Origin of the sequence: Novosphingobium humi, assembly GCF_028607105.1 — a bacterium.
GTDB lineage: Bacteria > Pseudomonadota > Alphaproteobacteria > Sphingomonadales > Sphingomonadaceae > Novosphingobium > Novosphingobium humi.
Genome location: NZ_CP117417.1, coordinates 3188422 through 3215256 on the forward strand (window position 1 = coordinate 3188422; position 26835 = coordinate 3215256).

The 26835-nt window shown below is 64.2% G+C and carries 20 protein-coding genes; 12 read left to right on the forward strand and 8 right to left on the reverse strand.

Annotation, left to right across the window (positions count from 1 at the left end; genetic code table 11):
- Nucleotides 1–199: 199 nt before the first annotated feature.
- From pabB to PQ457_RS14970, 3 genes are read left to right on the forward strand one after another with little or no spacing between them, the layout of a single operon-like run.
- Nucleotides 200–2050: an aminodeoxychorismate synthase component I gene (pabB, locus tag PQ457_RS14960; protein WP_273617579.1), complete on the forward strand. Its 1851-nt coding sequence runs from the start codon at nucleotides 200–202 to the stop codon at nucleotides 2048–2050.
- Nucleotides 2051–2083: 33 nt separating this feature from the next.
- Nucleotides 2084–3262 (forward strand): pyridoxal phosphate-dependent aminotransferase, encoded by a 1179-nt coding sequence (locus PQ457_RS14965; protein ID WP_273617580.1) that lies wholly within the window; start codon nucleotides 2084–2086, stop codon nucleotides 3260–3262.
- A 14-nt stretch (nucleotides 3263–3276) separates the two neighbouring features.
- A complete protein-coding gene (locus PQ457_RS14970) occupies nucleotides 3277–3978 on the forward strand; it encodes an RluA family pseudouridine synthase (protein ID WP_273617581.1) in 702 nt (233 codons plus the stop codon).
- Nucleotides 3979–4227: 249 nt separating this feature from the next.
- Here PQ457_RS14970 and arfB read toward each other — a convergent pair whose 3' ends face one another.
- Together arfB and PQ457_RS14980 are read right to left on the reverse strand one after the other, a co-directional pair.
- The gene (gene arfB / locus PQ457_RS14975) at nucleotides 4228–4650 is read right to left on the reverse strand and encodes an alternative ribosome rescue aminoacyl-tRNA hydrolase ArfB (RefSeq protein ID WP_273617582.1); all 423 of its coding nucleotides are present in this window, start codon (nucleotides 4648–4650) and stop codon (nucleotides 4228–4230) included.
- A gap of 229 nt (nucleotides 4651–4879) precedes the next feature.
- Nucleotides 4880–5188 carry a hypothetical protein gene (locus PQ457_RS14980; RefSeq protein WP_273617583.1) on the reverse strand — a complete coding sequence of 103 codons (309 nt, stop codon included), beginning with the start codon at nucleotides 5186–5188 and terminating at the stop codon, nucleotides 4880–4882.
- A 167-nt stretch (nucleotides 5189–5355) separates the two neighbouring features.
- On the opposite strand from PQ457_RS14980, the gene PQ457_RS14985 reads away from it, so the two are divergent.
- From PQ457_RS14985 to PQ457_RS15015, 7 genes are all read left to right on the forward strand, one after another.
- Nucleotides 5356–6357 carry an ArsR/SmtB family transcription factor gene (locus PQ457_RS14985; protein WP_273617584.1) on the forward strand — a complete coding sequence of 334 codons (1002 nt, stop codon included), beginning with the start codon at nucleotides 5356–5358 and terminating at the stop codon, nucleotides 6355–6357.
- Entirely contained in the window at nucleotides 6354–7304 is a 951-nt protein-coding gene (gene metF, locus PQ457_RS14990; protein WP_273617585.1) for a methylenetetrahydrofolate reductase [NAD(P)H], read from the forward strand. The genes PQ457_RS14985 and metF overlap by 4 nt, the downstream gene beginning before the upstream one ends.
- Nucleotides 7305–7306: 2 nt before the next feature.
- Complete coding sequence (locus PQ457_RS14995; RefSeq protein ID WP_273617586.1) at nucleotides 7307–8365, forward strand: homocysteine S-methyltransferase family protein; 1059 nt, start codon at nucleotides 7307–7309, stop codon at nucleotides 8363–8365.
- A 16-nt stretch (nucleotides 8366–8381) separates the two neighbouring features.
- Entirely contained in the window at nucleotides 8382–10982 is a 2601-nt protein-coding gene (gene metH / locus PQ457_RS15000) for a methionine synthase (protein ID WP_273617587.1), read from the forward strand.
- A 235-nt stretch (nucleotides 10983–11217) separates the two neighbouring features.
- Nucleotides 11218–13002: a DNA helicase RecQ gene (gene recQ / locus PQ457_RS15005; RefSeq protein WP_273617588.1), complete on the forward strand. Its 1785-nt coding sequence runs from the start codon at nucleotides 11218–11220 to the stop codon at nucleotides 13000–13002.
- On the forward strand, nucleotides 12995–14215 hold the full coding sequence (locus tag PQ457_RS15010; protein WP_273617589.1) for a RecQ family ATP-dependent DNA helicase: 1221 nt from the start codon (nucleotides 12995–12997) through the stop codon (nucleotides 14213–14215). The genes recQ and PQ457_RS15010 overlap by 8 nt, the downstream gene beginning before the upstream one ends.
- 11 nt (nucleotides 14216–14226) lie before the next feature.
- Nucleotides 14227–15171, forward strand: a complete 945-nt coding sequence (locus PQ457_RS15015; RefSeq protein WP_273617590.1) for a right-handed parallel beta-helix repeat-containing protein — start codon at nucleotides 14227–14229, stop codon at nucleotides 15169–15171.
- On the opposite strand, the gene PQ457_RS15020 is transcribed toward PQ457_RS15015, so the two are convergent.
- The 6 genes from PQ457_RS15020 to PQ457_RS15045 all read right to left on the reverse strand — a co-directional run bounded on the left by PQ457_RS15020 (nucleotide 15168) and on the right by PQ457_RS15045 (nucleotide 24492).
- The gene (locus PQ457_RS15020; protein WP_273617591.1) at nucleotides 15168–16508 is read right to left on the reverse strand and encodes a GntP family permease; all 1341 of its coding nucleotides are present in this window, start codon (nucleotides 16506–16508) and stop codon (nucleotides 15168–15170) included. The two genes, PQ457_RS15015 and PQ457_RS15020, sit on opposite strands and share 4 nt — an antisense overlap.
- A 20-nt stretch (nucleotides 16509–16528) precedes the next feature.
- Nucleotides 16529–18508 carry a glycoside hydrolase family 3 protein gene (locus PQ457_RS15025; RefSeq protein ID WP_273617592.1) on the reverse strand — a complete coding sequence of 660 codons (1980 nt, stop codon included), beginning with the start codon at nucleotides 18506–18508 and terminating at the stop codon, nucleotides 16529–16531.
- Between the two features lie 104 nt (nucleotides 18509–18612).
- Nucleotides 18613–20907, reverse strand: a complete 2295-nt coding sequence (locus PQ457_RS15030) for a TonB-dependent receptor (protein ID WP_273617593.1) — start codon at nucleotides 20905–20907, stop codon at nucleotides 18613–18615.
- Nucleotides 20908–21211: 304 nt separating this feature from the next.
- Nucleotides 21212–22222, reverse strand: coding sequence for a LacI family DNA-binding transcriptional regulator (locus PQ457_RS15035; RefSeq protein ID WP_273617594.1), 1011 nt, complete (start codon nucleotides 22220–22222; stop codon nucleotides 21212–21214).
- Between the two features lie 20 nt (nucleotides 22223–22242).
- Entirely contained in the window at nucleotides 22243–23928 is a 1686-nt protein-coding gene (locus PQ457_RS15040) for a GMC family oxidoreductase (protein WP_273617595.1), read from the reverse strand.
- Between the two features lie 21 nt (nucleotides 23929–23949).
- Nucleotides 23950–24492, reverse strand: a complete 543-nt coding sequence (locus tag PQ457_RS15045) for a gluconate 2-dehydrogenase subunit 3 family protein (protein WP_273617596.1) — start codon at nucleotides 24490–24492, stop codon at nucleotides 23950–23952.
- Between the two features lie 143 nt (nucleotides 24493–24635).
- On the opposite strand from PQ457_RS15045, the gene PQ457_RS15050 reads away from it, so the two are divergent.
- Nucleotides 24636–25826: an MFS transporter gene (locus tag PQ457_RS15050; RefSeq protein WP_273619348.1), complete on the forward strand. Its 1191-nt coding sequence runs from the start codon at nucleotides 24636–24638 to the stop codon at nucleotides 25824–25826.
- The gene (locus PQ457_RS15055; protein ID WP_273617598.1) at nucleotides 25826–26806 is read left to right on the forward strand and encodes a sugar phosphate isomerase/epimerase family protein; all 981 of its coding nucleotides are present in this window, start codon (nucleotides 25826–25828) and stop codon (nucleotides 26804–26806) included. Before PQ457_RS15050 ends, PQ457_RS15055 begins: the two co-directional genes overlap by 1 nt.
- Nucleotides 26807–26835 lie beyond the last annotated feature (29 nt).

Below are 26835 nucleotides of genomic sequence, written 5' to 3' on the forward strand. Positions count from 1 at the left end.
CTCCCCCAAGGGGCGGACCCAGCCCCGTTCAGATGGCCCGCCAATCGGCCGGGCCGAACGGGCCACCCCCTCCATTTAACGCAATATAATGCGATGTTTGGCCATTTCTATCGCTTTCTGCATGCAAAGCGCAACACACATGCCCACGGCATAAAGGGATTTTGCAACCTTGGCGCGACATCGCTAGAAGCCGCCCATCATGGGAGATTCCACAAGAAACACCCGGCGCCATAACGCGCCCTTTGTCCTGCTCGACGATGCGCGTGCCGGAGACGAGGGGCGCGCCCGGCTCTATACCGACCCGCGCGAGATCATCATCGCGCGGCGGCCCGACGAGGTGGCCCCGGCGCTGGCGCGGATCGAGGCGAGAATCGCGCAGGGTTACGCCTGTGCGGGCCATATCGGCTATGAGGCGGGATTGGCGCTCGAACCGCGCCTTGCCCCTCTGGCCGCGGCGCGCAGCGGGGCCGACGGGCCGCTGGTGTGGATGGGGGCTTTTGATGGCTGGCAGGATATGGCGGGCGCACAGGTGGGCGCATGGCTGGCCGCGCATGCCGCACAAGATCCGGCCCCGCGCATCGGGCCGATGGTGCCCGCGATCGGGCCGGGGGCCTATGCCGCCGCCTTTGACCATATTGCCGAGGCGATCCGCGCGGGCGACATCTATCAGGCCAATTTCACCTTTCCGCTGGCCGGGCCATGGGCGGGCGATCCGCTGGCGCTCTATGCCCAATTGCGCGCCAGCGGCGGGGGCGGCCATGGCGGCATCCTGTTCGACGGCCAATACTGGCTGCTCAGCCTCTCGCCCGAATTGTTTTTCGAGGCGCAGGGGCGGGATTTGCGCGCCAAGCCGATGAAAGGCACCCGCCCGCGCGGCGCCACGCCGCAGGCCGATGCGGCATTGGCGCGCGAACTGGTCGAAAGCATCAAGGATCGCTCGGAAAACCTGATGATCCTTGATCTGATGCGCAATGACATCGCCCGCGTCAGCGATGCGGGCAGCGTGCGGGTCGATGCGCCCTTTGCCATCGAATCCTATCCCACCGTGCATCAGATGGTTTCGACCGTCACCGCGCGACTTGAGGAAGGGCGCTCATTGGTCGATGTGATCCGCGCGCTGTTTCCCTGCGGATCGGTGACGGGCGCGCCGAAAATCCGCGCGATGGAACTGATCCATGCCTATGAACGCGATCCGCGCGGGATCTATTGCGGATCATTGGGCCATATCGACCCGCCAACGCCCGGTAATTCCACTGGATGCGCGGCATTCAATGTGGCAATCCGCTCTTTGCGCTTGGCCCCGGACGGAAAAGCCGTGCTGGGCGTGGGGTCGGCGGTGGTGGCGGATTCGCATGCCATCGACGAATGGCGGGAATGTCTGGTCAAAGGGGGTTTCGTGCATCAGCCAGCGCCGGACAAGCGGATTGCGGCCTTCGATCTGATCGAGACCATGGCCTTTGATCCCGAAGCAGGCATTCCCCTGCTGGAGGCGCATCTGGAGCGGATGAAGGAAAGCGCCGGGCTGCTGGGCTTTTCCTTTGACCGCCATGGCGCGCGCAATGCCATCCATGCGCTGTGTTTCGAGGTGGAAAAACCCTCGCGCCTGCGCCTCGTGCTGGGGCGCAGCGGGGCGGTCAGTGTCGAGGTCGGGCCTTTGCCCGCACCTTTGGACGCGGCCGGGCCGGTGCCGGTGATCGCACTGCCGATCCCGGTGGATACGGGCGACTGGCGGCTGCGGCACAAGACATCGGACCGCTGGTTTTATGACGCGGGCCTGCGCGCGGCGCGGGCCGAGGGCGCGAAAGAGGCGATCTTTGTCCGCGATGACGGGTTGGTGACGGAAGGGTGCTTCACCAGCGTCTTTGTCGAGCGCGATGGGGTCTTGCTGACGCCGCCGCTGGCGCTGGGCCTGTTGCCGGGGGTTTTGCGCCGGACGCTGATCGAGGAAGGGCGCGCGCGCGAGGCGGAACTGAGGCTGGAGGATCTGGAGGACGGATTCTTTATCGGCAACGGCCTGCGCGGCTTGATGCGGGCGCAGCTTTGCGCTTGATGGCACCGCGCCTTTGCGCTTAACGCGCTTTCCATGAACATCTCCCAGGCCCTCTCGCGCATCCAGCCCTCGCGCACCAACGCCATGACCGACCGCGCCATCGCGCTGCGCGAGGAAGGCCGCGACATCATCTCGCTCTCGGTGGGCGAGCCGGATTTCCCCACCCCGCCCCATGTGGTGGCCGCGATGAAGGATGCGCTGGATGCGGGTGACACGCGCTATACGGCGGTGGCCGGAACGGCGGCGCTGCGGCGCGCCTCGGCGCTGCATTATGAGCGCGATCTGGGCCTCAAGGTCGCGCCTTCGCAGGTGCTGGTGTCCTCGGGCGGGAAGCAGTCGATCTTTCTTGCGCTGATGGCCACGCTCAATCCGGGCGATGACGTGCTGATCCCCGCGCCATGGTGGGTGTCCTATCCCGAAATCGTGCGCTTTTCAGGTGCCAGCGTCGTGCCGGTGGCGACCTATGCGGCCGATGGTTTCCGGCTTTCGGCCGATGCTCTGGCCGCTGCGATCACACCCCGGACGCGCTGGCTGCTGCTCAACAGCCCCGGCAATCCGACGGGCGCGACCTACAGCGCCGCCGATTTGCAGGCCTTGGGCGAGGTGCTGCGCCGCCATCCTCAAGTGCTGGTGCTGAGCGACGATATTTACGCACCGCTGCGCTATAAGGACGCGGTTCACGCCACGCTGGCGGTGGAATGCCCCGATCTGGCGAACCGCGTGCTGACCGTTTCGGGCGTGTCGAAGAGCCATGCGATGACAGGCTTGCGCATCGGCGTGGCGGCGGGGCCGGAATGGCTGATCGGCGCGATGGGGCGGCTCCAGAGCCATGTGTCGGGCAATGCCTGCTCGATCTCGCAGGCGGGCGCGGTGGCCGCGTTTGAAGGGCCGCAGGAATTCCTGCTCGACTGGCGCGAGAAATTCCGGGCGCGGCGCGATCTGTGCGTCGAGGCAATCAATGCGATTCCCGGCCTGTCCACCCCCATCCCCGATGGCGCGTTTTACTGCATGATCGACGCTGCGCCCCTGATGCCCCGCTTTGGCGATGATGAGGCGCTGGCCATGCATCTGCTGGAAAACGGCGTGGCGATTGTCGCGGCCAGCGCCTTTGGCGGGGCGCATTGCGGCTTTGCCGGTTTCCGCATCTCCTTTGCTGCCGATGAGGCCAAGCTGACGCAGGCCTTCGCCCGGATTGCTTCGGCCCTCAAATGATCTATGGGGTGGGCATGAACATTCCCATCCTGTTTGAAGACGGCGAAGCGCTGATCGTCAACAAGCCCGCGGGCCTCCCCCTCGACCGTCCGCGCAAGGGCGGCGTGGCTCTGGAAGATTTCCTTCCCGATCTGCGCCTTGGCTTTGCGCGCGAACCTTTGCCTGTGCATCGGTTGGATCAGGATACGTCCGGCTGCCTGCTGCTGGCGCGCAATCCCAAGGCGCACAAACGATTCTGCGCCGCGTTTGAGGCGCGCGTGGTGTCCAAGCGCTACCTTGGCGTGGTCAACGGGCCGGTGCGCAAGGAATCGGGCACGATTTCGCTCAACCTGCTCAAAACCTCCAGCAAATATGGCGGGTGGCGCATCGTCGCCTCGCACGAGGGCAAGCCCGCCGTCACCCATTGGCGTAAGATCGCCGAGGTGGACGGGATGACGCTGGTCGAATTCCGCCCCGAAACGGGCCGCACCCACCAGATCCGCGTCCATGCGCAAAAGGGCCTCGGCTCGGCGCTGGTGGGCGATCCGATCTATGGCGACGGCACGGGCGCGGCGCGCACGATGCTTCACGCGGTCGAGCTGACCGTCCTGCGCGAGGGCAAGCCGCCGATCCATGCCGTGGCGCCTCTCCCTGAGGATTTCATCGAATTGGGATTTGAGGAAGGGATGGATTTGGCGAAGGTCTGGGATCAGAAGGAAGAAGACGCAGGCGAGTGAGAATGGTGCCTCCGGCGGGCAAAGGGCGGGGGCCCTTTGCAATCCCGTTACTGTCTTCGTTGCGTGTGAAGCTTGACGTAGAGCGTGAAACGCAGCATCAGAATATAAAAGCCTGCGGCGCCCACCAGCGCTAGGTCGCCGCGCCGCAGGTTTTATAAAGCATCCCCCCGAACGGAAGCACCCCCAATTAATGGGATTGCAAAGGGACGAGTCCCTTTGCCCGCCGGAGGCATAACTCCCTAAAGCCCTTTATTCCTTCCACTTCCCCCGCCCTTGCTTGACCGAGGACCGCCGCGCTTTCCCGTCCATGCGGCGGGTCTGCGAGGCTTTGGTCGGCTTGGTGGCCTTGCGCGCCTTGGGGACAAAGGTCGCCTCGACGATCATGGCGATCAGGCGCGCGCGCACATCCTGCCGATTGACCAATTGCGAGCGCGAGCCTTCAGAGCGCAGCACGATCACGCCCTCGGCCGTCATGCGCGAACCGGCGATGCGCGCGAGGCGGTATTTGACCGCATCGGGCAGCGAGGGCGAGGCCGCGACATCGAATTTGAGGATCACCGCGCTGTCTGTGGTGTTCACATGCTGTCCGCCCGGCCCGGAGGAGCGGGTTGTGCTTTCGACGAGTTCGCTTTCATCGAGGCTGATCGAGCGGGTGACGGGGATGCGGGGCATGCAGGCCTAATAGGCAAGCGCGGGCGGCGCGTCCAGCTTTGGGGCGGTCCGGCATCCACACGCCGACCGGCATAAAATTTCTTTTATACCATAATCATGGGATGCGGCGGGTCATGGCCAACATTAACACTTGTTCAGCGACCCGATGGGCTGGTGGTTTTGCGATACCACGCCATCGAACTGGCCCGGACAAGGCATCCCCCTTGCCCGGGCCATTTTTGTGCAAAAATCAGGGCTTCTTGGCGGGTGCCGGGGTGGGGCTGATGTCGGCGCCTGCGGCGGCGGCGGCGGCGGCCACATCGGCGGCGGCCTGCCCTGCGGCGGCGGCAACGCCTTCGGTGGTGGTGGGGGCCGAGGACTCGGCGGCGGCCGAATCCGCCACAGGCGCAGCATCAACCGGAGCCAGCGCCGATTCGGCGGGCATTTCCACGTTTTCCGGCGTCACAGCGTCGGCAGCCTTGTCCGAACTGCCGCAGGCGGCCACCGCCAGCGAGGCGACAACAGCAAAGGCAAGAGCGCGTTGGCGTTGCGAAATCATGGAAATCCTCACGTTATGGGGCTAGAAACTGGGCCTATTAGGTAGGCCCGCGCGCCCAAAACGCAAGGGCGAATGGCGGCCGCTCACCCGGTTTCGACCGGCTGAATCATTCCTATCATGGTAGTGGTTGTAATCATATAAAGATATCTTTATATGCCACCTCAGCCATGACACAGAACCTGCTCATAGACCCTCTTTTGCGCGCGCTGGCCGATCCCACGCGGCTGCGCATCATGCGCCTGCTGGCCGCGATGGAGCTGGCCGTGGGCGAATTGGCGCAGGTTCTGGGGCAAAGCCAGCCGCGCGTGTCGCGCCATGTCAAGATCCTGTGCGATGCGGGCCTTGCCGAAAGACGCAAGGAGGGAAGCTGGGTCTTCCTGAAAATCGCGGGATTTGCGCCCGATGGCCCTTCCCTGCGCGCCGCCAGCGCCCGCCTGCTGGCCGCCGCCGAGGGCGAGGACGCCGATTTCGCCGCCCAATGCGCCGAGGACCGCCGCCGACTGGCCGCGATCCGCGCCGGGCGCGAGGCGGCTTCGGCCCAATATTTCGCCCGCCACGCCGAGGAATGGGACCAAATCCGTTCGCTGCTCAGCCCCGATGAGCCGGTGGAGGAGGCGCTGGGCCGCCTGCTACCCGCCTCGCTGGGCCAATTGCTGGACATCGGCACGGGCACGGGGCGGATGGCGCAATGTTTCGCGCCCCGCGCCGCCCATGTGACGGCACTGGACAAAAGCCCCGACATGCTGCGCATCGCGCGCACCCGGCTTCAGGATCTGCCCGCGGGCCTTGTCGATCTGGTGCAGGGCGATTTTGCCGCTCTGCCCTTTGCCGATGCCGCGTTTGACACGCTGCTGATGCATCAGGTGCTGCATTATGCCCAGGCGCCGGAGACCGTGCTGGCCCAGGCCGCGCGCGTGGCCCGGCCCGGCGCGTATCTGGCCATCGTCGATCTGGCCGCGCATGCCCATGAGGAATTGCGCGAACGCCATGCCCATGCCCGCCTCGGCTTTTCCGACGAGCAGATGGCGCAATGGTTTGCCGCCGCAGGATTTTCCGCCGATGCGCCCCTCGCGCTCGAGGGCGGACAATTGACAGTCAAGATCTGGACCGGGCGCCGCCTGCCTGAAAACGCAGGCGCCGCCCCAAGCAATGCAAAGGTTTCCGCATGAACGCCAGCTATGAAGCGCTGAACGAGGCCCGCAAGGCGCTGGACGCGCCGCTGTTTGCCGGGCTGCCGGGCGATATTCTCGTATCGTTCGAATTCTTTCCGCCCAAGAGCGATGCGATGATGGCGCAATTGTGGGAAGTGGTGGAAACGCTGGCCCCGCTCGATCCGGCCTTTGTCTCGGTCACCTATGGCGCGGGCGGCACCACGCGGGATCGCACCCATGGCACGGTGGCGCGCATCATTTCCGAGGCGCGCCTGCCCGCCGCCGCGCATCTGACCTGTGTGGACGCCAGCAAGGCCGAAGTGAATGCCGTGGCCGAGGCATACTGGGAGGCGGGGGTGCGCCACATTGTCGCGCTGCGCGGCGACATGGGCCAGCCGGGCGCGCCCTTTGTGCCGCATCCGGAGGGGTATCAGAATGCCGCCGATCTGGTGGCGGGGCTGAAGCGCGTGGCGCCGTTTGAAATCTCGGTCGCGGCCTATCCCGAAAAGCACCCCGATTCGGCCGATGTGGACGCTGATATCGACAATCTGAAACGCAAGCTGGACGCAGGCGCCACCCGCGCGATCAGCCAGTTCTTTTTCGAGCCTGAAACCTTCTTCCGCTATCGTGACCGTCTGGCCGCGGCGGGCATTGATGCGCCGGTGCTGCCGGGCATCCTGCCGGTGTCGAATTTCGCCCAGACGCGCAAATTTGCCGCCGCCTGCGGCGCGGCCATCCCGGCGTGGATGGAAGGGTTGTTCGACGGGCTCGACACCCACCCGCCGGCGCGCGCGCTGGTGGCGGCGACGATTGCCGCCGAGTTCTGCCGCAAGCTCTATGCGGGCGGGGTGCGTGATTTCCACTTCTACACGCTCAACCGCGCAGAACTCTCCTATGCCATCTGTCATCTGCTGGGGGTGCGCCCCAACCCCGCGCGGATCGTTGCCCAAGAAAAGGCTGCCTGAAAATGTCTCTGATTCCTTCCGCCGCTCGCAAGGCTTTGCTTGAGCAGTCCACGCAGCGCATCCTGATCACCGATGGCGCCTTTGGCACCGAGATCCAGAATTACGGCCTGTCCGAGGCTGATTATGCCGGCAATCTGGGCCTTGGCCATGATCAAAAGGGCAACAATGACATCCTCGCGCTGACCAAGCCGGAGGTGCCCGAGGCGATCCACCGCGCCTATTTCGCCGCCGGGGCCGATATTGCCGAAACCAACACCTTTTCCGCCAACCGCATTTCGCAGGCCGATTACGGGGCGGAACATCTGGTGCGCGAAATCAACGTGGAAAGCGCGAAGCTCGCTCGCCGCGTCGCCGATGAATTCACCGCGAAAGATGGTCGCCCCCGTTTTGTGGCGGGCGCCATCGGGCCGACGAACAAGACGCTCTCGCTGTCGCCTGACGTCAACGACCCCGGCTTTCGCGAGATCGACTGGGACCATCTGGTCGATGTCTATGCCGAGCAGGTCGAGGCGCTGGTCGAGGGCGGGGCCGATTTCATCCTGATCGAGACGGTGTTCGACACATTGAACGCCAAGGCGGGCATCATGGCCGTGCGCCATGTCGAGCAAAAGCTGGGGCGGGAAATCCCGATCATGCTCTCGATGACGCTGACCGACCTTTCGGGCCGCAATCTGTCGGGCCATACGGTCGAGGCTTTCTGGTGGGCGGTGCGCCATGCGCGGCCTGTCACCATCGGCCTCAACTGCTCGTTTGGCGCCACGCAATTGCGCCCGCATGTCAAGGCTTTGTCCGAAATCGCCGATACGCTCATCATGGTCTATCCCAATGCGGGCCTGCCCAATGAGCTGGGCGCCTATGACGAACTGCCCGAAACCACGGCGGGGCTGGTCAAGGAATGGGCCGACGCGGGCCAGGTCAACGTGCTTGGCGGATGCTGCGGTTCGACGCCTGCGCATATTGCCGCCATGGCGCGCGCGGTGTCCGGCCTGCCCTCGCGGCAATTGCCCGGCCTGACGCCGGTGACGCGCCTTGCCGGTCTTGAACCCTTTATCTTTGCCTGATCGCTGGGATTATCTGATGACGACTCAAAGTTCCGCCCGTTTTGTCAATGTGGGCGAGCGCACCAATGTCACCGGTTCGGCGGCGTTCAAGAAGCTCATTCTGGCGGGCGATTATGCCAAGGCCATCGAGGTTGCCCGCCAGCAGGTGGAAAATGGCGCGCAGATCATCGACGTCAACATGGACGAGGGCCTGCTCGACGCCCATGCGGCGATGACGACCTATCTGAAACTGATCGCCTCGGAGCCCGACATCGCCCGCGTGCCGATCATGATCGACAGTTCCAAGTGGAACGTGATCGAGGCGGGGCTGAAATGCGTGTCGGGCAAGCCGATCGTCAATTCGATCAGCATGAAGGAGGGCGAGGAGGCTTTCCTGGCCCAGGCGCGCAAATGCATGGATTATGGCGCGGCCGTGGTGGTCATGGCCTTTGACGAAAAGGGCCAGGCCGACACGCGCGAACGCAAAGTGGAAATCTGCTGCCGCGCCTACAAGCTGCTGACCGGCATCGGTTTTCCGCCCGAAGACATCATCTTTGACCCCAACGTCTTTGCGGTCGCCACCGGCATCGAGGAACACGACCGCTATGCGCTCGATTTCATCGAGGCCTGCCGCGACATCAAGGAGGCCTGTCCGCATGTCCATATCAGCGGCGGCCTGTCGAACCTGTCCTTCTCTTTCCGCGGCAATGAGCCGGTGCGCCGGGCGATGCACAGCGTGTTCCTCTATCACGCCATTCCGGCGGGCATGGACATGGCCATCGTCAATGCGGGCCAGATCGACATCTATGACCAGATCGACGCCGCGCTGCGCGAGGCGGTCGAGGATGTGATCCTGATGCGGCCGGTGGAAGGGGATCTCACCGCCACCGAGCGGCTGATCGCGCTGGCCGAGAGCTATAAGGGGCAGGACAAGGCCGCCGAAAAGGCCGCCGAGGAATGGCGCTCCTATGATGTGGTGAAACGCCTCGAACATGCGCTGGTCAAGGGCATCGACGCCTATATCGTCGAGGACACCGAAGAGGCCCGCTTGGCCTACGCCCGCCCGATCGAGGTGATCGAGGGGCCGTTGATGGCGGGCATGAACCGCGTGGGCGACCTGTTCGGTTCGGGCCAGATGTTCCTGCCGCAGGTGGTGAAATCGGCGCGCGTGATGAAGAAGGCCGTGGCCCATCTCATCCCCTTTATCGAGGCGGCCAAGGAAGAAGGCGCCAAGGCCAAGGGCCGCATCATCATGGCCACCGTCAAGGGCGACGTTCACGACATCGGCAAGAACATCGTGGGCGTGGTCCTGCAATGCAACGGCTATGAGGTGATCGACCTTGGCGTGATGGTGCCGTGGAGCAAGATCATCGAGACGGCGCAAAAGGAAGAGGTCGATATCATCGGCCTGTCGGGCCTGATTACGCCTTCGCTCGACGAAATGGTGACCGTGGCCGAGGAAATGCAGCGCGCAGGGATGACGATTCCCTTGCTGATCGGCGGGGCGACGACGTCCAAGGTTCACACCGCGCTGCGCATCGATCCGGCCTATGACGGGCCGGTGGTGCATGTGCTGGACGCCAGCCGCGCGGTGGGCGTGGCCAGCCAGTTGCTGTCCGACACGCAGGCCGAGGGTTTCATCGCGGCCACGGCGGACGAATATGAAGCCGTGCGGATTGCGCGTGCAGGCAAGGGCGGATCGAAATTGTTGTCCATCGCGGATGCGCGGGCCAATGCCTTTGTGATCGACCCCGCGCAAAAGGCCCCGGCCCCGGCCAAGCCCGGACTGCATCGCTATGACGACTGGAGCCTGACCGATCTGGTCGATTATATCGACTGGACGCCTTTCTTCCGCGCATGGGAACTGGCGGGCACCTATCCGGCCATCCTCGACGATGAAGTGGTCGGGGAATCGGCGCGCAGCCTTTATGCCGATGCGCAAAAGATGCTCGCGAAGATCATCGAGGAAAAATGGCTGACCGCACGCGGCGTCTGCGCCTTCTGGCCCGCGCATCGTGAGGGCGATGACATTCTTCTGGAGGATGGCACCCGCCTGCCCATGCTGCGCCAGCAGTTCATCAAGAGCCGGGGCCGCGCCAATTTCTGCCTGTCCGACTTCATCGACACATCGGACGACTGGCTGGGCGGGTTTGCCGTGGGCATCCATGGGATCGAGCCGCATCTCGAACGCTTCAAGGCGGACCATGATGATTACAGCGACATTCTCTTGAAAGCTCTGGCCGACCGCTTTGCCGAGGCCTTCGCCGAGCGCATGCACGCCCATGTTCGCCGCGAATTGTGGGGCTATGCGGCGGGCGAGCAATTGACCAACGAGGCGCTGATCCGCGAGCAATATCGCGGCATCCGCCCCGCCCCCGGCTATCCGGCCTGCCCGGACCATACGCTCAAGCCAATCCTGTTCGATCTGCTCAAGGCCACCGACAATGCCGGACTGGTGCTGACCGAATCGCAGGCCATGCTGCCCACCGCGGCGGTCAGCGGCTTCTACTTCGCCCACCCGGAAAGCCAGTATTTCGGCGTGGCCACCATCGGCGAGGACCAGTTGGCCGATTATGCCGAAAGGCGCGGGCAGACCATTGAGGAAACCCGCCGCTGGCTGCGGCCCAATCTGGATTAAGGAAGTTTGCCTCCGGCGGGTTAAGGGCGTTACGCCCTTAACAATCCCATGAATTGGCTTTGCTCCAACACCAAAGCGCAGCAGGCACTATTTTCTGCCTGCGGCGCGGCGGGTTTGCGCTTGGCCGCATTCATAGCGGCAAGAGGACAGTATCGGGATTGCAAAGGCCCCCCCTTTGCCCGCCGGAGGCACACTTCTCCTTCCCCTCGAATCCCCCATCTGCCATAGGTCCCAAGTGACCACACAAACCCTCCACAACCCGCTCGACACGCTGCAACAAATTTTCGGCTTCCCGGCCTTTCGCGGAGTGCAGGAGGATGTTGTCACCCGCATTCTGGCGGGCCAGTCGACGCTGGCGGTGATGCCCACGGGCGCGGGCAAATCGCTGACCTATCAATTGCCTGCGGTGATGATGCCAGGGGTCTGCGTGGTGATTTCGCCGCTGATTGCGCTGATGCACGACCAATTGCGCTCGGCCAGCGCCAATGGCATTCGCGCCGCCAGCCTGACCAGCGCGGACACGGACCGGGGCGCCACGATGGCGGCGCTGCGCGATGGCGCGCTCGACCTGCTCTATGTCGCGCCCGAACGCGCCAGCCAGCCGCATTTCCGGGAACTGCTCGAACAATCCCATATCGGCCTCTTCGCCATCGACGAGGCGCATTGCGTGTCGCAATGGGGCCATGATTTCCGGCCCGATTACCGGCTGCTGCGCCCGCTGATGGATGCCTTTCCCGATGTGCCTCGACTGGCGCTGACGGCCACGGCGGACGCGCATACGCGCGGCGATATTCTCGAACAATTGGGCATTCCGGGCGACGGGCTGATCGTGTCGGGCTTTGACCGGCCCAATATCCAATATCGCATTGCCCCGCGCGACAATCCCCTTTCCCAGATCAAAACGCTGATGGCCGAGGTTCCCGGCCCCGGCATCGTCTATGCCGGAACGCGCGCGGGCGTGGAAAAACTGGCCGAGCAACTGGGCGCGACCGGGCGGCGGGTGCTGCCCTATCACGCGGGCCTGCCGCCCGAGATGCGCGCCGCCAATCAGGCCGCCTTTGTCGCCAGCGAAGACATGGTAATGGTGGCCACCATCGCCTTTGGCATGGGCATCGACAAGCCGGACGTGCGCTTTGTCGCCCATGCGGGTCTGCCCAAAAGCATTGAGGCCTATTATCAGGAAACGGGCCGCGCGGGGCGCGATGGCGAACCGGCGGTGGCGCTGATGCTGTGGGGGGCGGAGGATTTCGTCCGCGCCCGCCAGCGCATCGCCGAGGTCGAACCCGAACGCCAGCCGGGCGAGCGCACAAGGCTCGACAGCATGGCGGGGCTTGTCGAAACGGCGGGGTGCCGCCGCGCCCTTTTGCGCCGCCATTTCGGCGAGGATGCGCCCGCCCATTGCGGCAATTGCGACAATTGCCTCAACCCGCCCAAGGTGATCGAGGTGACGGAGTTGGCGCAAAAGCTGCTCTCGGGCGTCTATCGCACCGGACAGCGGTTTGGGCTGGGCTATGTTTCCAATGTGCTGACCGGGGCCGACGACGATATGATCCGCCAACGCGGCCATGACACGCTCTCGGTCCATGGCATTGTTTCGGGCGAGGAATCCGCGCTGCTCCGCCCGCTGGCCCGCGCTTTGCAGGCCCGCGGGTGCCTGGAGGCAACCGAACATGGCGGGCTGCAACTGGCAGGCGATGCGCGTGCGATTTTGCGCGGCGAAATGGCGATGGTCATGGCCGAGCCGCCCGCGCGCACGCGTTCCGGCAGTCGCCGCGACCGGGGCGCCTCTCCGAACCCCAGCGGCGATCCCCTGTTCGAGGCGCTGCGCGCGCTGCGCCGCGATCTGGCCGCCGAGGCCAAAGTGCCGCCCTATGTCATCTTCAACGACGCCACCCTGCGCCAGATGGCCGCCGAGCGCCCCGTCTCGATGCATGAAATGGCGCAGATCTCGGGCGTGGGCGCGCGCAAGCTGGAGGCCTATGGCGAGGCTTTCCTGCGCGCCATCCGTGACCATGGATGAATTAACGGCCGCCCTGCGCGAGCATTTCGGCCATGATGATTTCCGCCCTGCCCAGCGCGCCATCATCGAGCGCGTCATGGCGGGCGGCCATACGCTGGCCGTCATGCCCACAGGCGGCGGCAAGTCGCTGACTTATCAATTGCCCGCGCTGCTGCTGCCCGGCACAGCCATCATCATCAGCCCGCTTATCGCGCTGATGCAGGACCAGATGCGAGCGGCCCGCGCCCACGGCCTGCGCGCCGCTACCTTGACCAGCGCCGACGAGGATCAGGCGCGCACCATCGACCTGCTGCGGCGGGGGGCGCTCGACCTGCTCTATGTCGCCCCTGAACGCGCGGCGCGCGAGGATTTCGCAGCTCTGCTGGCCGATATCCCCATCGCCCTCTTCGCCGTGGACGAGGCGCATTGCGTATCGGAATGGGGCCATGATTTCCGCCCCGATTATCGCGGCCTGCTGCCCCTGCTCGATGCCCATCCCGCGCCGCGCCTGTGCCTGACGGCGACGGCCGACGCGCATACGGCAAAGGACATTACCGGGCATTTCGAGATTCCCGATGAGGGCCGGATCATCGGCGGCTATGACCGGCCCAACATCCATTATGCCGCCCTGCGCCGGGGCGACACGCTGGCCCAATTGCGCAAGGTGCTGGCGGACAACCCCGGCCCCGGCATCATCTATGCCCGCACCCGCGCCGAGGTGGACAGGATTGCTGATGCGCTGTCGGGCGGCGGGCGGCGCGTGTTGCCCTATCACGCGGGCATGCGCGCCGAACAACGCCGCGCCCATCAGCAGCGCTTTTTCGACAGTCCCAGCGCGGTGATGGTCGCCACCATCGCCTTTGGCATGGGGGTGGACAAGCCAGATGTGCGCTTCATCGTCCATCTCTCGCCGCCCCTCTCGGTCGAGGCCTATTATCAGGAAACAGGCCGGGCCGGGCGCGACGGCGCCCCCGCTCTGGCTCTGCTGCTGTGGAGCGCCAAGGATCTGAAAGGTGGCCTCCACCGCGCCATCGCGGGCGGGAATGAACGCGGACAGGAGGCGCGCTGGCGCGCGATGGAGCGTTTCATCCGCACATGGGGATGCCGCCGCGCAGTGCTGCTGCGCCATTTCGGAGGGGTTCCGCCGCGCACCTGCGGGAATTGCCAAGGCTGCGCGCGCTGGCCTGTGCGGATGATACGCGCCGTTGGGCGGATTTTAACGCGCGCCCGTTAAGGTGGCTCTCCATGAAGCGCCCTCTCCTCCTGCTCGCCGCGCTGGCCGCGCCCGTCCTCGCCCATGCTCAGGCTGCCTATCAGCAGACCAGCCCCTATACGGTGGTGGAAACAGGGCAGAAGTTCAACCGGCTCCAGGACGCACTTTTCGCCATTGGCGACAAGACCGGCACGATCCGCATCGACGCGGGCCGCTGGCGCGATTGCGCGGCCCAGATCGCGGGCGATGTCAAATTCGTCGCCGCCGTGCCGGGCAAGACGATCTTCGACGGGCGCCTGTGCGAGGACAAGGCCGCGCTGGTGCTGCGCGGGCGCTCCTCGCGGGTCGAGGGGCTGATCTTTGCCAATATGCGCCATCAGGACGGCAATGGCTCGGGCATCCGCCTCGAACATGGCAATCTCTGGGTCACGCAGAGCTGGTTCAAGGACAGCGACGAGGGCATTCTGGCCAACAATGACCCGCGCGGCACGATTGCCATCGACCATTCGACCTTCACCCATCTGGGCCGCTGCGACCGGGGGCTGTCCTGTGCGCATTCGGTCTATCTCAATTTCTACGACCGGGTGACGATCACCAATTCGCGTTTCGAAATGGGCGATGGCGGCCATTACATCAAGGCGCGCGCCCGCGTGGTCGACATACGCGACAATGTGATCGACGATACCGGCGGGCGCAATTCGAACTATCTGATCGACCTGCCCGCAGGCAGCACCGGGCGGATTTCGGGCAACTGGATGGTGCAGGGATCGCACAAAGAAAACCCCGGCACGCTCATCGCCCTGTCCGCCGAGAGCCGCGATCACCCCACCGACGGGCTGGTGATCGAGGGCAATACCGTGAAAATGGCGCCGGGCGCGCCGCGCGGACCGGCCTTTGTGCGCGACTGGTCGGGCGGGCGGATCGTGATCGGGGCGAACCAGATCGATCCGGGCGTGGTGCGTTTCGCCCGTCCTTAGACCACCCGTGCGAGGATCAACACACAGCCCAGCCCCACCACCGAAATCGCGCTTTCCAGCATCGACCATGTGCGGAACGTGTCGCGCGTGCTGGTGCCAAGGTAAGCCTTGACCAGCCAGAAGCCCGGATCGTTGACATGGGAAAAGAACACCGATCCCGCGCCGATGGCCATGACGATAAGGCTGGGGTCGACCCCATGCCCGCCCACCACGCCCGCCATGATGGCCGAGGCGGTGATTGTTGCCACCGTGGCTGATCCCGTCGCCACGCGGATCGCGGCGGCCACCAGCCATGCCATCACCACCGGCCCCACAAAATTGGCCTGCGCCAAACGGCCAAACATCGCGGGCAGGCCGATATCGACCAACACCTGTTTGAGCGCCCCGCCCGCGCCGATCCCCAGCAGGATGCCCCCTGCTGGCAGCATCGCCTCGCGCCAGATCATGTCCTGAAGGGTGCGATCCGCCATGCGCGGCCCCAGCAGCAGCACCAGCCCCGCCCCATTGGCGAGCAGCAGCGCCACCACCGGATCGGACACCAGCGCCACGGCAGGCGAAACCTCCCCCCCGCCCATCCGCATCAAGGCCCCCGCCGCGATCAGCCCCACCGGCAGCAGCAGGACGATCAGCGCCCGCCAAGCCGGACATGCCAGCCCCTCGTCCGGCTCGATCAGCGGCAAATTTTCCGTCACCACCCCGCGCGTGGTGAAACGCGCCAATAAAGGCCCGGCGATCAGCGCCGTGGGAACGGCCGCGATCAGGCCCAGCAGCATCGTGCGCGCCGGGTCCGCGCCCAACTCGCGCACGGCGATCAATGGCCCCGGATGCGGCGGCATCAGCGCATGGAGCACCGACAGGCCCGCCAGCGTGGAGAGCATCACCCGCAGGCGCAAGGTGGCGCTTTGGCCCCCATTGCTTATTTTTTGCCCCGCCATGCCCGCCGCGATGATCGGCAAGAGCAGCACCGTGCCCGTTTCAAAAAACAGCGGCATGCCGATCAGCAGCGCCGCCGCCAGCCCGCCCAGCGTGGCATAGCGCTCGCCGGTGCGGTCCAGCACCGCGCGCGCCAGCGCCCGCGCCCCGCCCGAAATCTGCAGCATCGCGCCAAGACCCAGCCCCAGCGCGACCACCATGCCGGTGCCGCGCAGGATATCGCCAAAGCCCTTCTCGATGGTCTGGGCCAGTTTGTCAGGCGGCAATTGCGCGGCAAGGCCGATGGCAAACGCGCCCGACAGCAGGCCGACGAACGGATGCAGCCCCAGCCGCGCGATCAGCAGGATCGCCAGCGCGATCCCGCCGACGCTGATGCCCAGCAGCCAGAGGTCAGCCGCCGCCATGGATCAAAGGCCCTCTTGGATCACAGGCCCGCCCCCATTTTGAACAGCGGCTTTTCACTGTCATTGGGCACGGCCGGGTCCTGCTTTTCCACCGCCGCCATGCTGGAGGGCAGTTCAAAGGGCAGATGGCCCTTGGCCTTGGCCTTGCCCAGCACGATGTCGAGCACCGCCTCGTCGCTGGCCCCGAAATTGGCGAGAATGGCGTCGGCCTTGTCCACCACATTGGTCAGGATCGCCGGGCGGTCGAGGAAGATCGCAAAGACCACCGGCTTGCCCGCCGCCTTGGCCGATTTCAGCGCGTCATAGGCCGCATCGCCATCGCGGAAGTCGAGGCGCCCTTCCTTCTGGCGGCTGCCGAAGAAATGGTTGGGGTGGAGCATTTCGGACGGGCTTTCGGCGCGCACCACGGCGAAATCGGCCTGCGCCGGATCGGAAACCACGGTCAGACCCGCGGCCTGCGCGGCCTTGGGCTCGACGCCGAACAGCCAGACTTTCTTGCCTTTCGCCGCCACCGGCAGCAGGCCCTTGTTGGTCAGCAGCACCTGCGCCTCGCGCTGGGTCAGGGCAGCAAGGGCATGGTTGGCCGGATTGGCGATCATACGCGCGGCGGCGGCCGGATCGACATAGGGATTGTCGAACAATCCCTGCTCGAACTTGGCCACCAGAATGCGGCGCACCGATTCATCGACGCGCGCGGGCGTGATCAGCCCATCCTTGATCGCCGAAAGCAGCGGGGCAACATCCTGCGTGCCGCCGAACTGATCGATGCCCGCCTTGATGCCCAAAGCATAGCGCTGCTCGACAGTCAGGTCATTGACGCCCCAGTCGGTGGAAATGTCCTGCGGGCGCTGGGGGGCGTCCTTGGTGGGGTTGCTGCAACGCTCGTTGCAATCCGCCGTGATGGCCCAATCGGACAGGATGATGCCCTTATAGCCCAGTTTGCCGCGCAGGAGGTCGGTGAGCAGCACATGGCTGTAGCCCGCGCCATAGGGTTCGAGATCCTTGCCCAGCGGCTTGGGTCCGGAAATGATCGGATAGGTCGGCATAATGCCCGCCGAACCCGCCGCCAGCGCGCCCTTGAAGGCGGCAATATGCATGTCGAGCTGCGCGGTGGTCAGCTTGGCGATGCGGCCATAATAATTGTGGCTGTCAAACCCTTCGGGCAGCGCGCCATAGCCGACCCAGTGCTTGACCACGGTCATCACGCCATTGCGGGCCAGCCCGCCCGGCGCCCCCTGAAAGCCCTGAACATAGGCCCCGCCCAGCACGCTGGACAATTGCGGATCGGCGCCGAACGTGCCGGTGATGCGCGCCCAGCGCGGCTCGCTGGCCAGATCGACCTGCGGGCTCAGCGCTTCCTGAATGCCGACGGCGCGGTATTCCATGCGGGCGATTTCGGCAAAGCGCCGCACGCGCGCGGCATCGCCCAGCGCGCCAAGGCCCAGCAGTTCGGGCCATTGCGTCACGCCGGTCGCGCTTTCGCCCGCGCCAAGGACATGGTGGAAATGGTTGCGCGGATCGGCGCTGATCGTGGCGGGAATGCCAAGGCGGGTGCTCTCGGCCAGCGCCTGCACCGCGTTCGATTGCTCGGCCATCGCGGCAGGCGCCAGCGGCAGGCGGGTGATGAAACTGGAAATATGCTTGTCGCGCAGCATGGGCGCGGCGGCCTCAAGGTCATAGCCCTTGTTCGACTGGCCGATCGCGCCGCCAAGACCGGGCAGCGTGCCATGCAGCATCTGGCCCGCCTTTTCCTCGATGCTCATGCGGGCCAGCAGATCGGCGGCGCGCACGGCAGGCGACAGGCGCCAGTCCTCATAGGGGGTCAGCTTGCCGTCGCCGTCGAGGTCGCGGAAGCGCAGGCCATGGACCGTGATGATCGCCTTGCTGCGGCTTTCCACTGCGGGCTGTTGGGGGGCGGCGCGCTTGGGCGCGGCGGCATGAACCGCCAGAGGGGCAGCAAGCGCAAGGAGAGACGACATCATGACGGTTTTGCGCAGCATAAAGGCATTCTCTCCTCAGGCTTATGATATAAGCGGATTTCAGACATAAAGGTGGCCGAACCGCCCAAAGGGCAGCCCGGCCACAGGTCAGGGTTAGGTTACTATCAGAACTTGAAGCCGGCGCGAACGCCGTACATCAGAGGGTCCGAAACCTGGAGCGTACCGTTCACGCCCGCGCCAACGGCGGTGACGAGCAGGTTGTTTTCCAGATTCTTGCCGTAGGCCTGCACATAGTAGGTCTTGTTCGGCGAGTTATAGGTCACGTTGACTTCGGTCTGCGTATAGGAGGGCTGAACGAAGCGGCTGTAGATCGAGAGCGCCAGCATGTTGTAGCTCGACGAATACTTCGAACGCACACCGGCAATGATTTCGCCGCCGTTGGCCAACGGCACCGTGTGGGTATAACCCACCGTCAGCGTGGTGGTGGGCGAACGGTCCAGACGGGTGTTGGCCAGATTCAGCGTCGGATAGGTCGCGGCATTGGGATAGAACGTGCCGTAACGCGCATCGAGCAGCGAGAGCTGAACGTCGAGCTTGCCGTTCTTCACAATGGCATAGGTGCCTTCGGCTTCGATGCCGTCCACCTTGGCCGAAGCGGCGTTGGTGGTCTGGGTGCACTGGGTGCCGCCGGCGCAGAACGGACCGACCTGGGTCAGCTGCAGATTGTTGTAGTTATAGTGGAAGGCCGAGAAATTCAGACGCAGCTTGTTGTCGAACAGACGAGCCTTGGCGCCGATTTCATAGGCGGTCAGCGTTTCGGGCTGATAGTACAGCGTGCTGGCGGGCAGGGTGCAGCCGACCGCCGTGCCGGCTTCGCAACCGTCGTTGAAACCGCCTGCCTTATAGCCGGTCGAGATCGTGCCGAACAGCATGGTGGCCGCGTTCAGGTTGTAATCAACGCCGACCTTCCAGGTGGCCTTTTCATACTGGCGCTTGGCAATGTTCGGGGTGATGATGTCGCCCGTAGTGTTGCAGGCGCTGGTATAGGCGCACTGGACCGTGGCGCCGGTACGGGCCTTTTCATCCTTGGTGTAACGCGCGCCGGCCGTGATGTGCAGCTTTTCGGTGGGCGAATAGGTCACCTGGCCGAAACCGGCCACCGACGAGGACATCACATAGTGCTGGGGGAAACCGAACACATAGCCGGTCTGGCTGGGCGTGAAGCGCAGGCCGGTCGCACCATTGGTGCGGTCATAAATGAAGAGCTGGATGTCGGCGCGTTCCTTGAAGTAGTACACACCGGCCTGAGCGCGGAAGGGCCCCGTGCCATTGGTCGACAGACGCAGTTCCTGGCTGTTCTGCCAGTACCAGCCGTCGAACTTGTTGGGGGCCAGACCGCCCACATTGACCGCGCTGGCCGGGCCGTAATAGCTGTAATTGCCTTCGTGGCGCTTGAATTCGCGATACGAACCCAGATAGTTCAACGTCACCGCGCCGAAGTCATACTTGAAGTCCACATCAAGGCCATAGGTGGCATTGTTGCGGCGCAGGTTGTCGGCCCAAAGCGACGCCTGCGGCAGACCATCGGCGGTCGGCGCGTTGAGCGTGAGCAGCTGCGAATTCGACACGCCCTTGGCCGTGTAGGTCGGCATCACGGTGTTGGTGGTGTAGTTCGAATAGAAGTTGCTGGTGGGCAGCGCGTTCGAGCTGATGCCCTTAAACTGGTTGTAGTCGCCGCGAACCAGCAGTTCACCGTGGTCGAACTTGAGCAGCGCCTGAAGGCGGCCCGAGAACACATCCTTGAACGGCGACAGGTTCAGACCCGACAGGTTGGCACCGGCCTTGAGGAAGCTGTCACGATGGTCATAGTTGACCGCCGCGCGGATCGCCAGATTGTCGGTGACGGGCACGTTGATCGCGCCGCCCGCCTGGGTGTTGTTATAATTGCCATAGGCAATGTTCACATCGCCCTTGAGCTTGTCAAAGGTGGGGCGGTTGGTGATCAGGTTGACCGCACCGGCCGTGGTGTTGCGGCCATAGAGCGTGCCCTGAGGACCACGCAGCACTTCCACGCGGCTGATGTCGTAGAAGCTGGCTTCCTGGGCCTGCTGACGGGCGATATAGATGCCGTCCATCATGAAGGCGGCCGAGGGATCGCCCTTTTCGGTGCCGTCCGAGCTGGTCACGCCGCGAATGGTGATCTGGAGACCGTTGTTGCGGTTGATCATCACGCTGGGGACCTGATCGCCCAGATTGGTCGGGTTGGTGATGCCCGCGGTGCGCAGCGCATCGCCCGAAACGGCCGTCAGCGCGATCGGGGTTTTCGAGGCCAGCGTTTCAAAGCGCGTGGCGGTCACGATGATGTCGCCGTCGGGGCTGACCTTGGTTTCCTGCGCCATGGCGGGGCCGGCAATCGCCAGCGCGAGCACGGATGCGCCAAGAATACGAGTGAACTTCATATTGCCTATCCCTCTCCTGTTTAAGCAATTCAAATTGCCGCCTCGGCGGTGCGAATGCAGCGCCAAGGCCGGCGGCCATTAGTTGAAAACGTTATCAATTCGGCAACAGCCAACTGCGGCCTAACCCCTAGCCCTCGTCCGTCGCGACATGGGCAAGGCTTGGTATCGTTTTCAAATCTTCGGGAAATAAATGCGGCGCAAAGCCGCAAACCCCTTTTCATCCTCTCCATTGGTGCCGGGCCAATCGATTGGCTCCGCGCTTTCTGTGCCTTGCCCTCTAACCACTTCACCTATTCGATGCAAGTCAGTCCTGTACCCCCGAAGAACGGCGGACGACCAACTGATGCGCCAATACAACACTTTGCTCTGCCAGAGGCTTGTTATGCAGCATGGCGTCGATCATCCGCATGGCCGTTTCACCCAATTCATTGGTGGGCTGGCGAATCGTCGTCAACGGCGGCCATGCAAAGGCGCCAAACCGCAGGTCATCGAAGCCGACAATGGCAATATCGCCCGGAATGGTCAGGCCTTTTTCATGAATCGCCTGCTGTGCGCCGATCGCCATTTCGTCATTGGCGCAAAACACCGCATCGGGCCGCGATTCCAGTTCGAGCAGGCGCAGCATGGCGGCATGGCCCGATTCGATGGTGAAATCGCCATCGACAATCCACCCCGCCTCCGGGGTCAATCCCGCCTCCACCATCGCCGAATGATAGCCGCGCAAACGGTCGGCGCACAACGAATTGACCATCGGCCCGGTGATCGTGGCGATCCTCTTGCGCCCGACCTCGATCAGATGCTGCACCGCCAGCTTGGCTGCGGCCACATTGTCGATCACCACATGCGGACAGTTCAGCCCGGCATAGCTCTCGCAGGCCAGCACCAAAGGCATGGGCAGGGGCTTGCCCGCCTTGACCGTGGCGCGCACCACCGAGGGCAACAGCGAGCCGAGCAGAATCAGCCCGTCGGCCACCCGCGAGGTGACCATTTCGGCATAGTAATCAAGCCGTTCCTGCTTGCCCTGCGTCTCCCCGATCAAAACGCGATAGCCCAGTTCATGCGCAACATTCTCGATGCTCTGCACGATTTCGGAAAAGAACGGGTTGGCGATTTCGGGGACGATCACGATGATCGCCTCATGGCGCGGCCGCCGCAATTGCTGGGCAATCGCGTTGGGCACGTATTTCATTTCGGCAATCGCCTGATTGACCGCATCGCGCTTGGCCGGGCGCACCGCGTCGGGCTCGCGCAAAGTCCGCGAAACCGTGGCCACCGAGACGCCTGCACGCTTGGCAATATCGCGAATGGTGACCACGCCTTGCTGTATTCCCTCTATCAGATCGTGCCCGCTTTCAGAAGTTCCGAAGCATAATTGGCCGCCCGCGCCGACATCGCCATATAGGTCAGTGACGGGTTCTGGCAACCGCTCGACGTCATGGCCGCGCCGTCCGTGACGAACAGATTGGGCACGTCATGGGCCTGGTTGTGCTTGTTGAGCACGCTGGTCTTGGGATCATGGCCCATGCGCGCGGTGCCCATTTCGTGAATGCCAAGGCCCGGCGGGTGCAGCTTGCCGGTTTCGCGGATGATGCGCCCGCCCGCGGCGGTCACCATCGCCTTGGCGTCCTCCAGCATGCGGCGGCCCAGTTCCTTGTCATTCTCGCCATGCTCGCAATGGATGTTGAGCACCGGCAGGCCCCATTCATCCTTGCGGGTCGCGCTCAAAGTGACGCGGTTTTCCGGATTGGGCAGCATTTCGCCAAAGCCGGCCAGACCGACCATCCAGGCGCCCGGATGACGGATGCGATCCTTCAACTCGGCGCCCACGCCCGGCGCGCCCATCGCCACGCCATGCCAGCCCTGCCGCATGACCCGCCCCTGAAAGCCGTAGCCGCGCAGATAGGGTTCGGTCTGGCCCTCGATGTTGCGATAGCGGGGGATGTAAATGCCATTGGGGCGGCGTCCGCGATGGAAGGTTTCGGGCCCATCCATGATCGCCATCACGCTGGGGCCGTAAACGTGGTCCATCAGATTGCGGCCCACCTGATCCGAACTGTTGGCAAGGCCGCGCGGATTGGCCTCATTGGCCGATTGCAGCAGCACCTGCGCGCTGCCGATGGTCGAGGCGCACAGGAACACCACCTTGGCCTCATAGGTCGTGCCCTTCTTGGTGTTCTGGTCGATCACGCGCACGCCGGTGGCCTTGCCGGTTTTCGGATCGGTGATGATCGAATGCACGATGGCGTCGGTCACCAGCGTCATGTTGCCGGTGCGCTCGGCGGCGGGCAGCGACGAGGACAGGCTGGAGTGATAGGCGCCAAACGAACAGCCGCGTTCGCACAGCGAGCGGTATTGGCACGGATTGCGGCCCAGTTCGATATGGTGCGGCTGGGGCTGGGTCAGATGGGCGCAGCGGCCCATGATGACCTTGCGGCCGCCGAAATTCTTCTCCACCGCCGCCTTGAACAGCTTTTCGCCATCGGTCATCGGCATGACGGGCAGGAACTTGCCGTCGGGCAACTGGGGCAGGCCCTCGTTCTCGCCCGAAACGCCGATGAAGGTTTCCACCTTGTCATACCAGGGCGCCATGTCGGCATAACGGATCGGCCAGTCGACGCCGTGCCCATCGCGCGCGTTCGAGCTGAAATCCATTTCCGAATAGCGATAGGTCTGGCGCCCCCACATGATCGAGCGCCCGCCCAGATGATAGCCGCGAATCCAGCTGAAAGGCTTGTTTTCCGGGGTTTCATAGGGGTGCTGGCTGTCCTTCACCCAATATTGCTGGGTGGCGGTGTTGACCGCATAGCACTGGCGCTGGATCGGATAGTCCTTTTCCAGCACTTCCTCGGGCACGCCGCCCCCGGTGGGCAGATCCCACGGCTGCATCCAGTCATTATAGGACGCGCCATGCTCAATCTTGCGGCCACGCTCGAGCACGAGCGTTTTGAGGCCCAGTTCGCACAATTCCTTGGCGGCCATCCCGCCGCTCATCCCAGAGCCGATAACAATGGCGTCGAACATTTTACTCTCCCAGAATTCTTGTCAGCCGACGTTGTGACCGGCCCATGCGCGCGTGTCCTTGGTCAGCGGGATCGAAGGCTCCCACGCTCCGGGCACATGTTCATAACGCAGTTCGACGGTGGCCCCCGGTTCGCTCATGTAATAGGCGGTGACCAGCAGATCCTTGAGCTTGTAGTAATCGGGATTGGAGAAGTTCTCCAGATCATAGCCGGTCAGGAAGGTCTTGCGCGCCGCCGGGGTCAGCAGGGCAAAGGGCTTGCCGGTCTTGGCGCGGGCGGCGGTGTCGATGGCTTTGAGCGCAGCGATGTGGGCCGCGCGATGCGCCGGATTGGCCCAGTCGCGCAAAAGCCCGTCGACCGTTGCGGGCACCTTGGCCTGAACCGCGCCGGGCGTATCTGTGCGCGGAATGAATGTGTCGCTGACCGCGGCCAGCAGAGCCGTGGTGGGCGCATCAAGGAGCGATGGCTTTTGGGCCGCGGCGGCCAGCGCGTCAGCCGGCAGCGCGGACAGTCCGATAAGAGCCGCAAGACCTTCCAGCATGTGACGGCGATCGAGTTCGATCATGCCCAACTTCTCCTCTTCCCGAAATTTGATTCTTGACCGATGCCGCTGGGTTCTGGCAACGTTTACAAAAATATGGGACAGAGGACGAGGCCTTGTCAACAACCACTTCATCGCAGACCCGAAAAATAAGCCTTTTCATCATGATGGCGCTGCAATTGGCCATCTGGGGGGCTTGGGCGCCGAAATTGTTTCCTTACATGGGGATGCTCGGCTTTTCCGCAGGACAACAGGCACTTGTCGGCTCATGCTGGGGCATTGCCTCGGTCGTGGGCATCTTCTTTTCGAATCACTTCGCCGACCGTCACTTCGCCGCCGAACGCTTTCTGGCGGCCAGCCATCTGATCGGCGGCCTGTGCATGCTGGGCGCGGCCTATTCGACCGCCTTCATGCCGTTTTTCGCCTTCTATCTGGCCTACAGCCTTGTTTACGTCCCCACCCTGTCGGTGACCAACACGATCGCCTTTGCCAACCTCAAGGAAGGCAAGGATTTCGGCACCGTCCGCGCGGGCGGCACCGTGGGCTGGGTGATGGCGTCATGGCCCTTCGTGTTCATTCTGGGCGCGCATTCGGGGCCGGAGGAAGTCCGCTCGATCTTCATCGTGTCGGGCGTGATCTCGCTGGTGCTGGCGGCCTATTCGCTCACCCTGCCCCATACGCCGCCGAAAAAGGGCGGCCAAGGCGATGACATTGACGCGCTGGCATGGCGCCGGGCGCTGGGCCTGCTGAAAAAGCCGTTTGTGGCGGTGCTCTTCTTCGTCACCTTCATCGATTCGGTCGTGCATAACGGCTATTTCGTGATGGCCGACGCTTTCCTCACCAACCGCGTGGGCATCGCGGGCAATCTCTCGATGGTCGTCCTCTCGCTGGGCCAGATCGCCGAAGTACTCACCATGCTGGTGCTGGGCACGGTGCTGGGCCGTCTGGGCTGGCGCAAGACGATGATCGTGGGCATCCTTGGCCACGCCGCCCGCTTCCTCGCCTTCTCGTTCCTGGCCGACAGCGTGGCCGCGATTGTCGCGGTGCAATTGCTGCACGGCATCTGCTACGCCTTCTTCTTTGCCACGGTTTACATCTTCGTGGACGAAGCCTTCCCCAAGGACGTGCGCTCGAGCGCGCAGGGCCTGTTCAACCTGCTGATCCTTGGCGTCGGCAATATGGTGGCCAGCTCCTTCTTCCCCAACCTTGTCGCAAGGCTGACCGGGGTTGATGGCGTGGTCGATTACCGCACGCTGTTCCTTGTGCCTGCCGGTCTTGCCACGCTGGGCGCGCTGGTTCTGGCCTTTGCTTTTCACCCGCCGACGGCCGCACCGGCCGGGGCTTTGGAGGACGCCTGATGACCATCCAACTCAATCGCCGCGCCATGATGGCCGCTCTTGGCGCAACCGGCCTTGCCGCCGCAGCCGCCCCCGCCATCGCGGCGCCCCGAACCACAACGGGCCGCAAGCCGCTGTTCAAGCGCATCAACAAGCCGCTGGGCGTCCAGCTCTATGCGCTGGGCGAGGCCGCGCAAAAGGATCTGGCCGGGACGCTCAAGCGCCTTGCCGTGATCGGCTATACCGATTTCGAACTGCCCGGCCTCTATGGCCGTTCGCCCAAAGATCTGCGCGCCGATGCGGATGCGGCGGGTGTGCGCTATGGCTCGATCCACATGGGCATGCCCCAGCGCCTGCCCCCCGGCTCGCTCACGCTGATGAGCAGCCCGCAGGAAATCGCCGATGCGCTGGGCACGCTGGGCATCCGCAAGGCGGTGCTGCCGATGCCGCTGCTGCCCGATGACTTCAAGATGCCCGCCGGGGGCGACATGCGCGCCGCGCTGGTTGCGGCGGTCGATGCGGGCGGGCTGGACATGTGGAAGCGTCTGGGCGGTCTGCTCAACGAACGCGCCCATGCGCTCAAACCCTATGGCATTGATCTGGGCTATCACAACCACAACATGGAATTCCGTCCGCAGGGCGGCACCACGGGCTATCAGGTGCTGCTGGGCGAACTGGACCCCAAGCTGGTGTTCCTTGAGCTTGACCTCGGCTGGGCGGCGGCAGGCGGGCTTGACCCTGCGGCCGAAATCCGCCGGTTGAAGGGGCGGATCAAGATGGTCCACCTCAAGGACATCAAGGCCTCGACCAAGATCAACTACGCCTTGGGTCAGGACCCGGCCGAAGTCGGTCAGGGGATGCTCAACTGGAACAAGATCCTGCCCGCCTGTGTGGAATCGGGGGTTGAGAATTTTTATGTCGAACAGGAAGCGCCCTTCACGCGCGACCGGTTCGATTCGATGAAGATCAGCTACGATTATCTGGCAAAATTCGTGGCGTAACAGGTCCGGGGCGGCCACAGGCGGGGCAA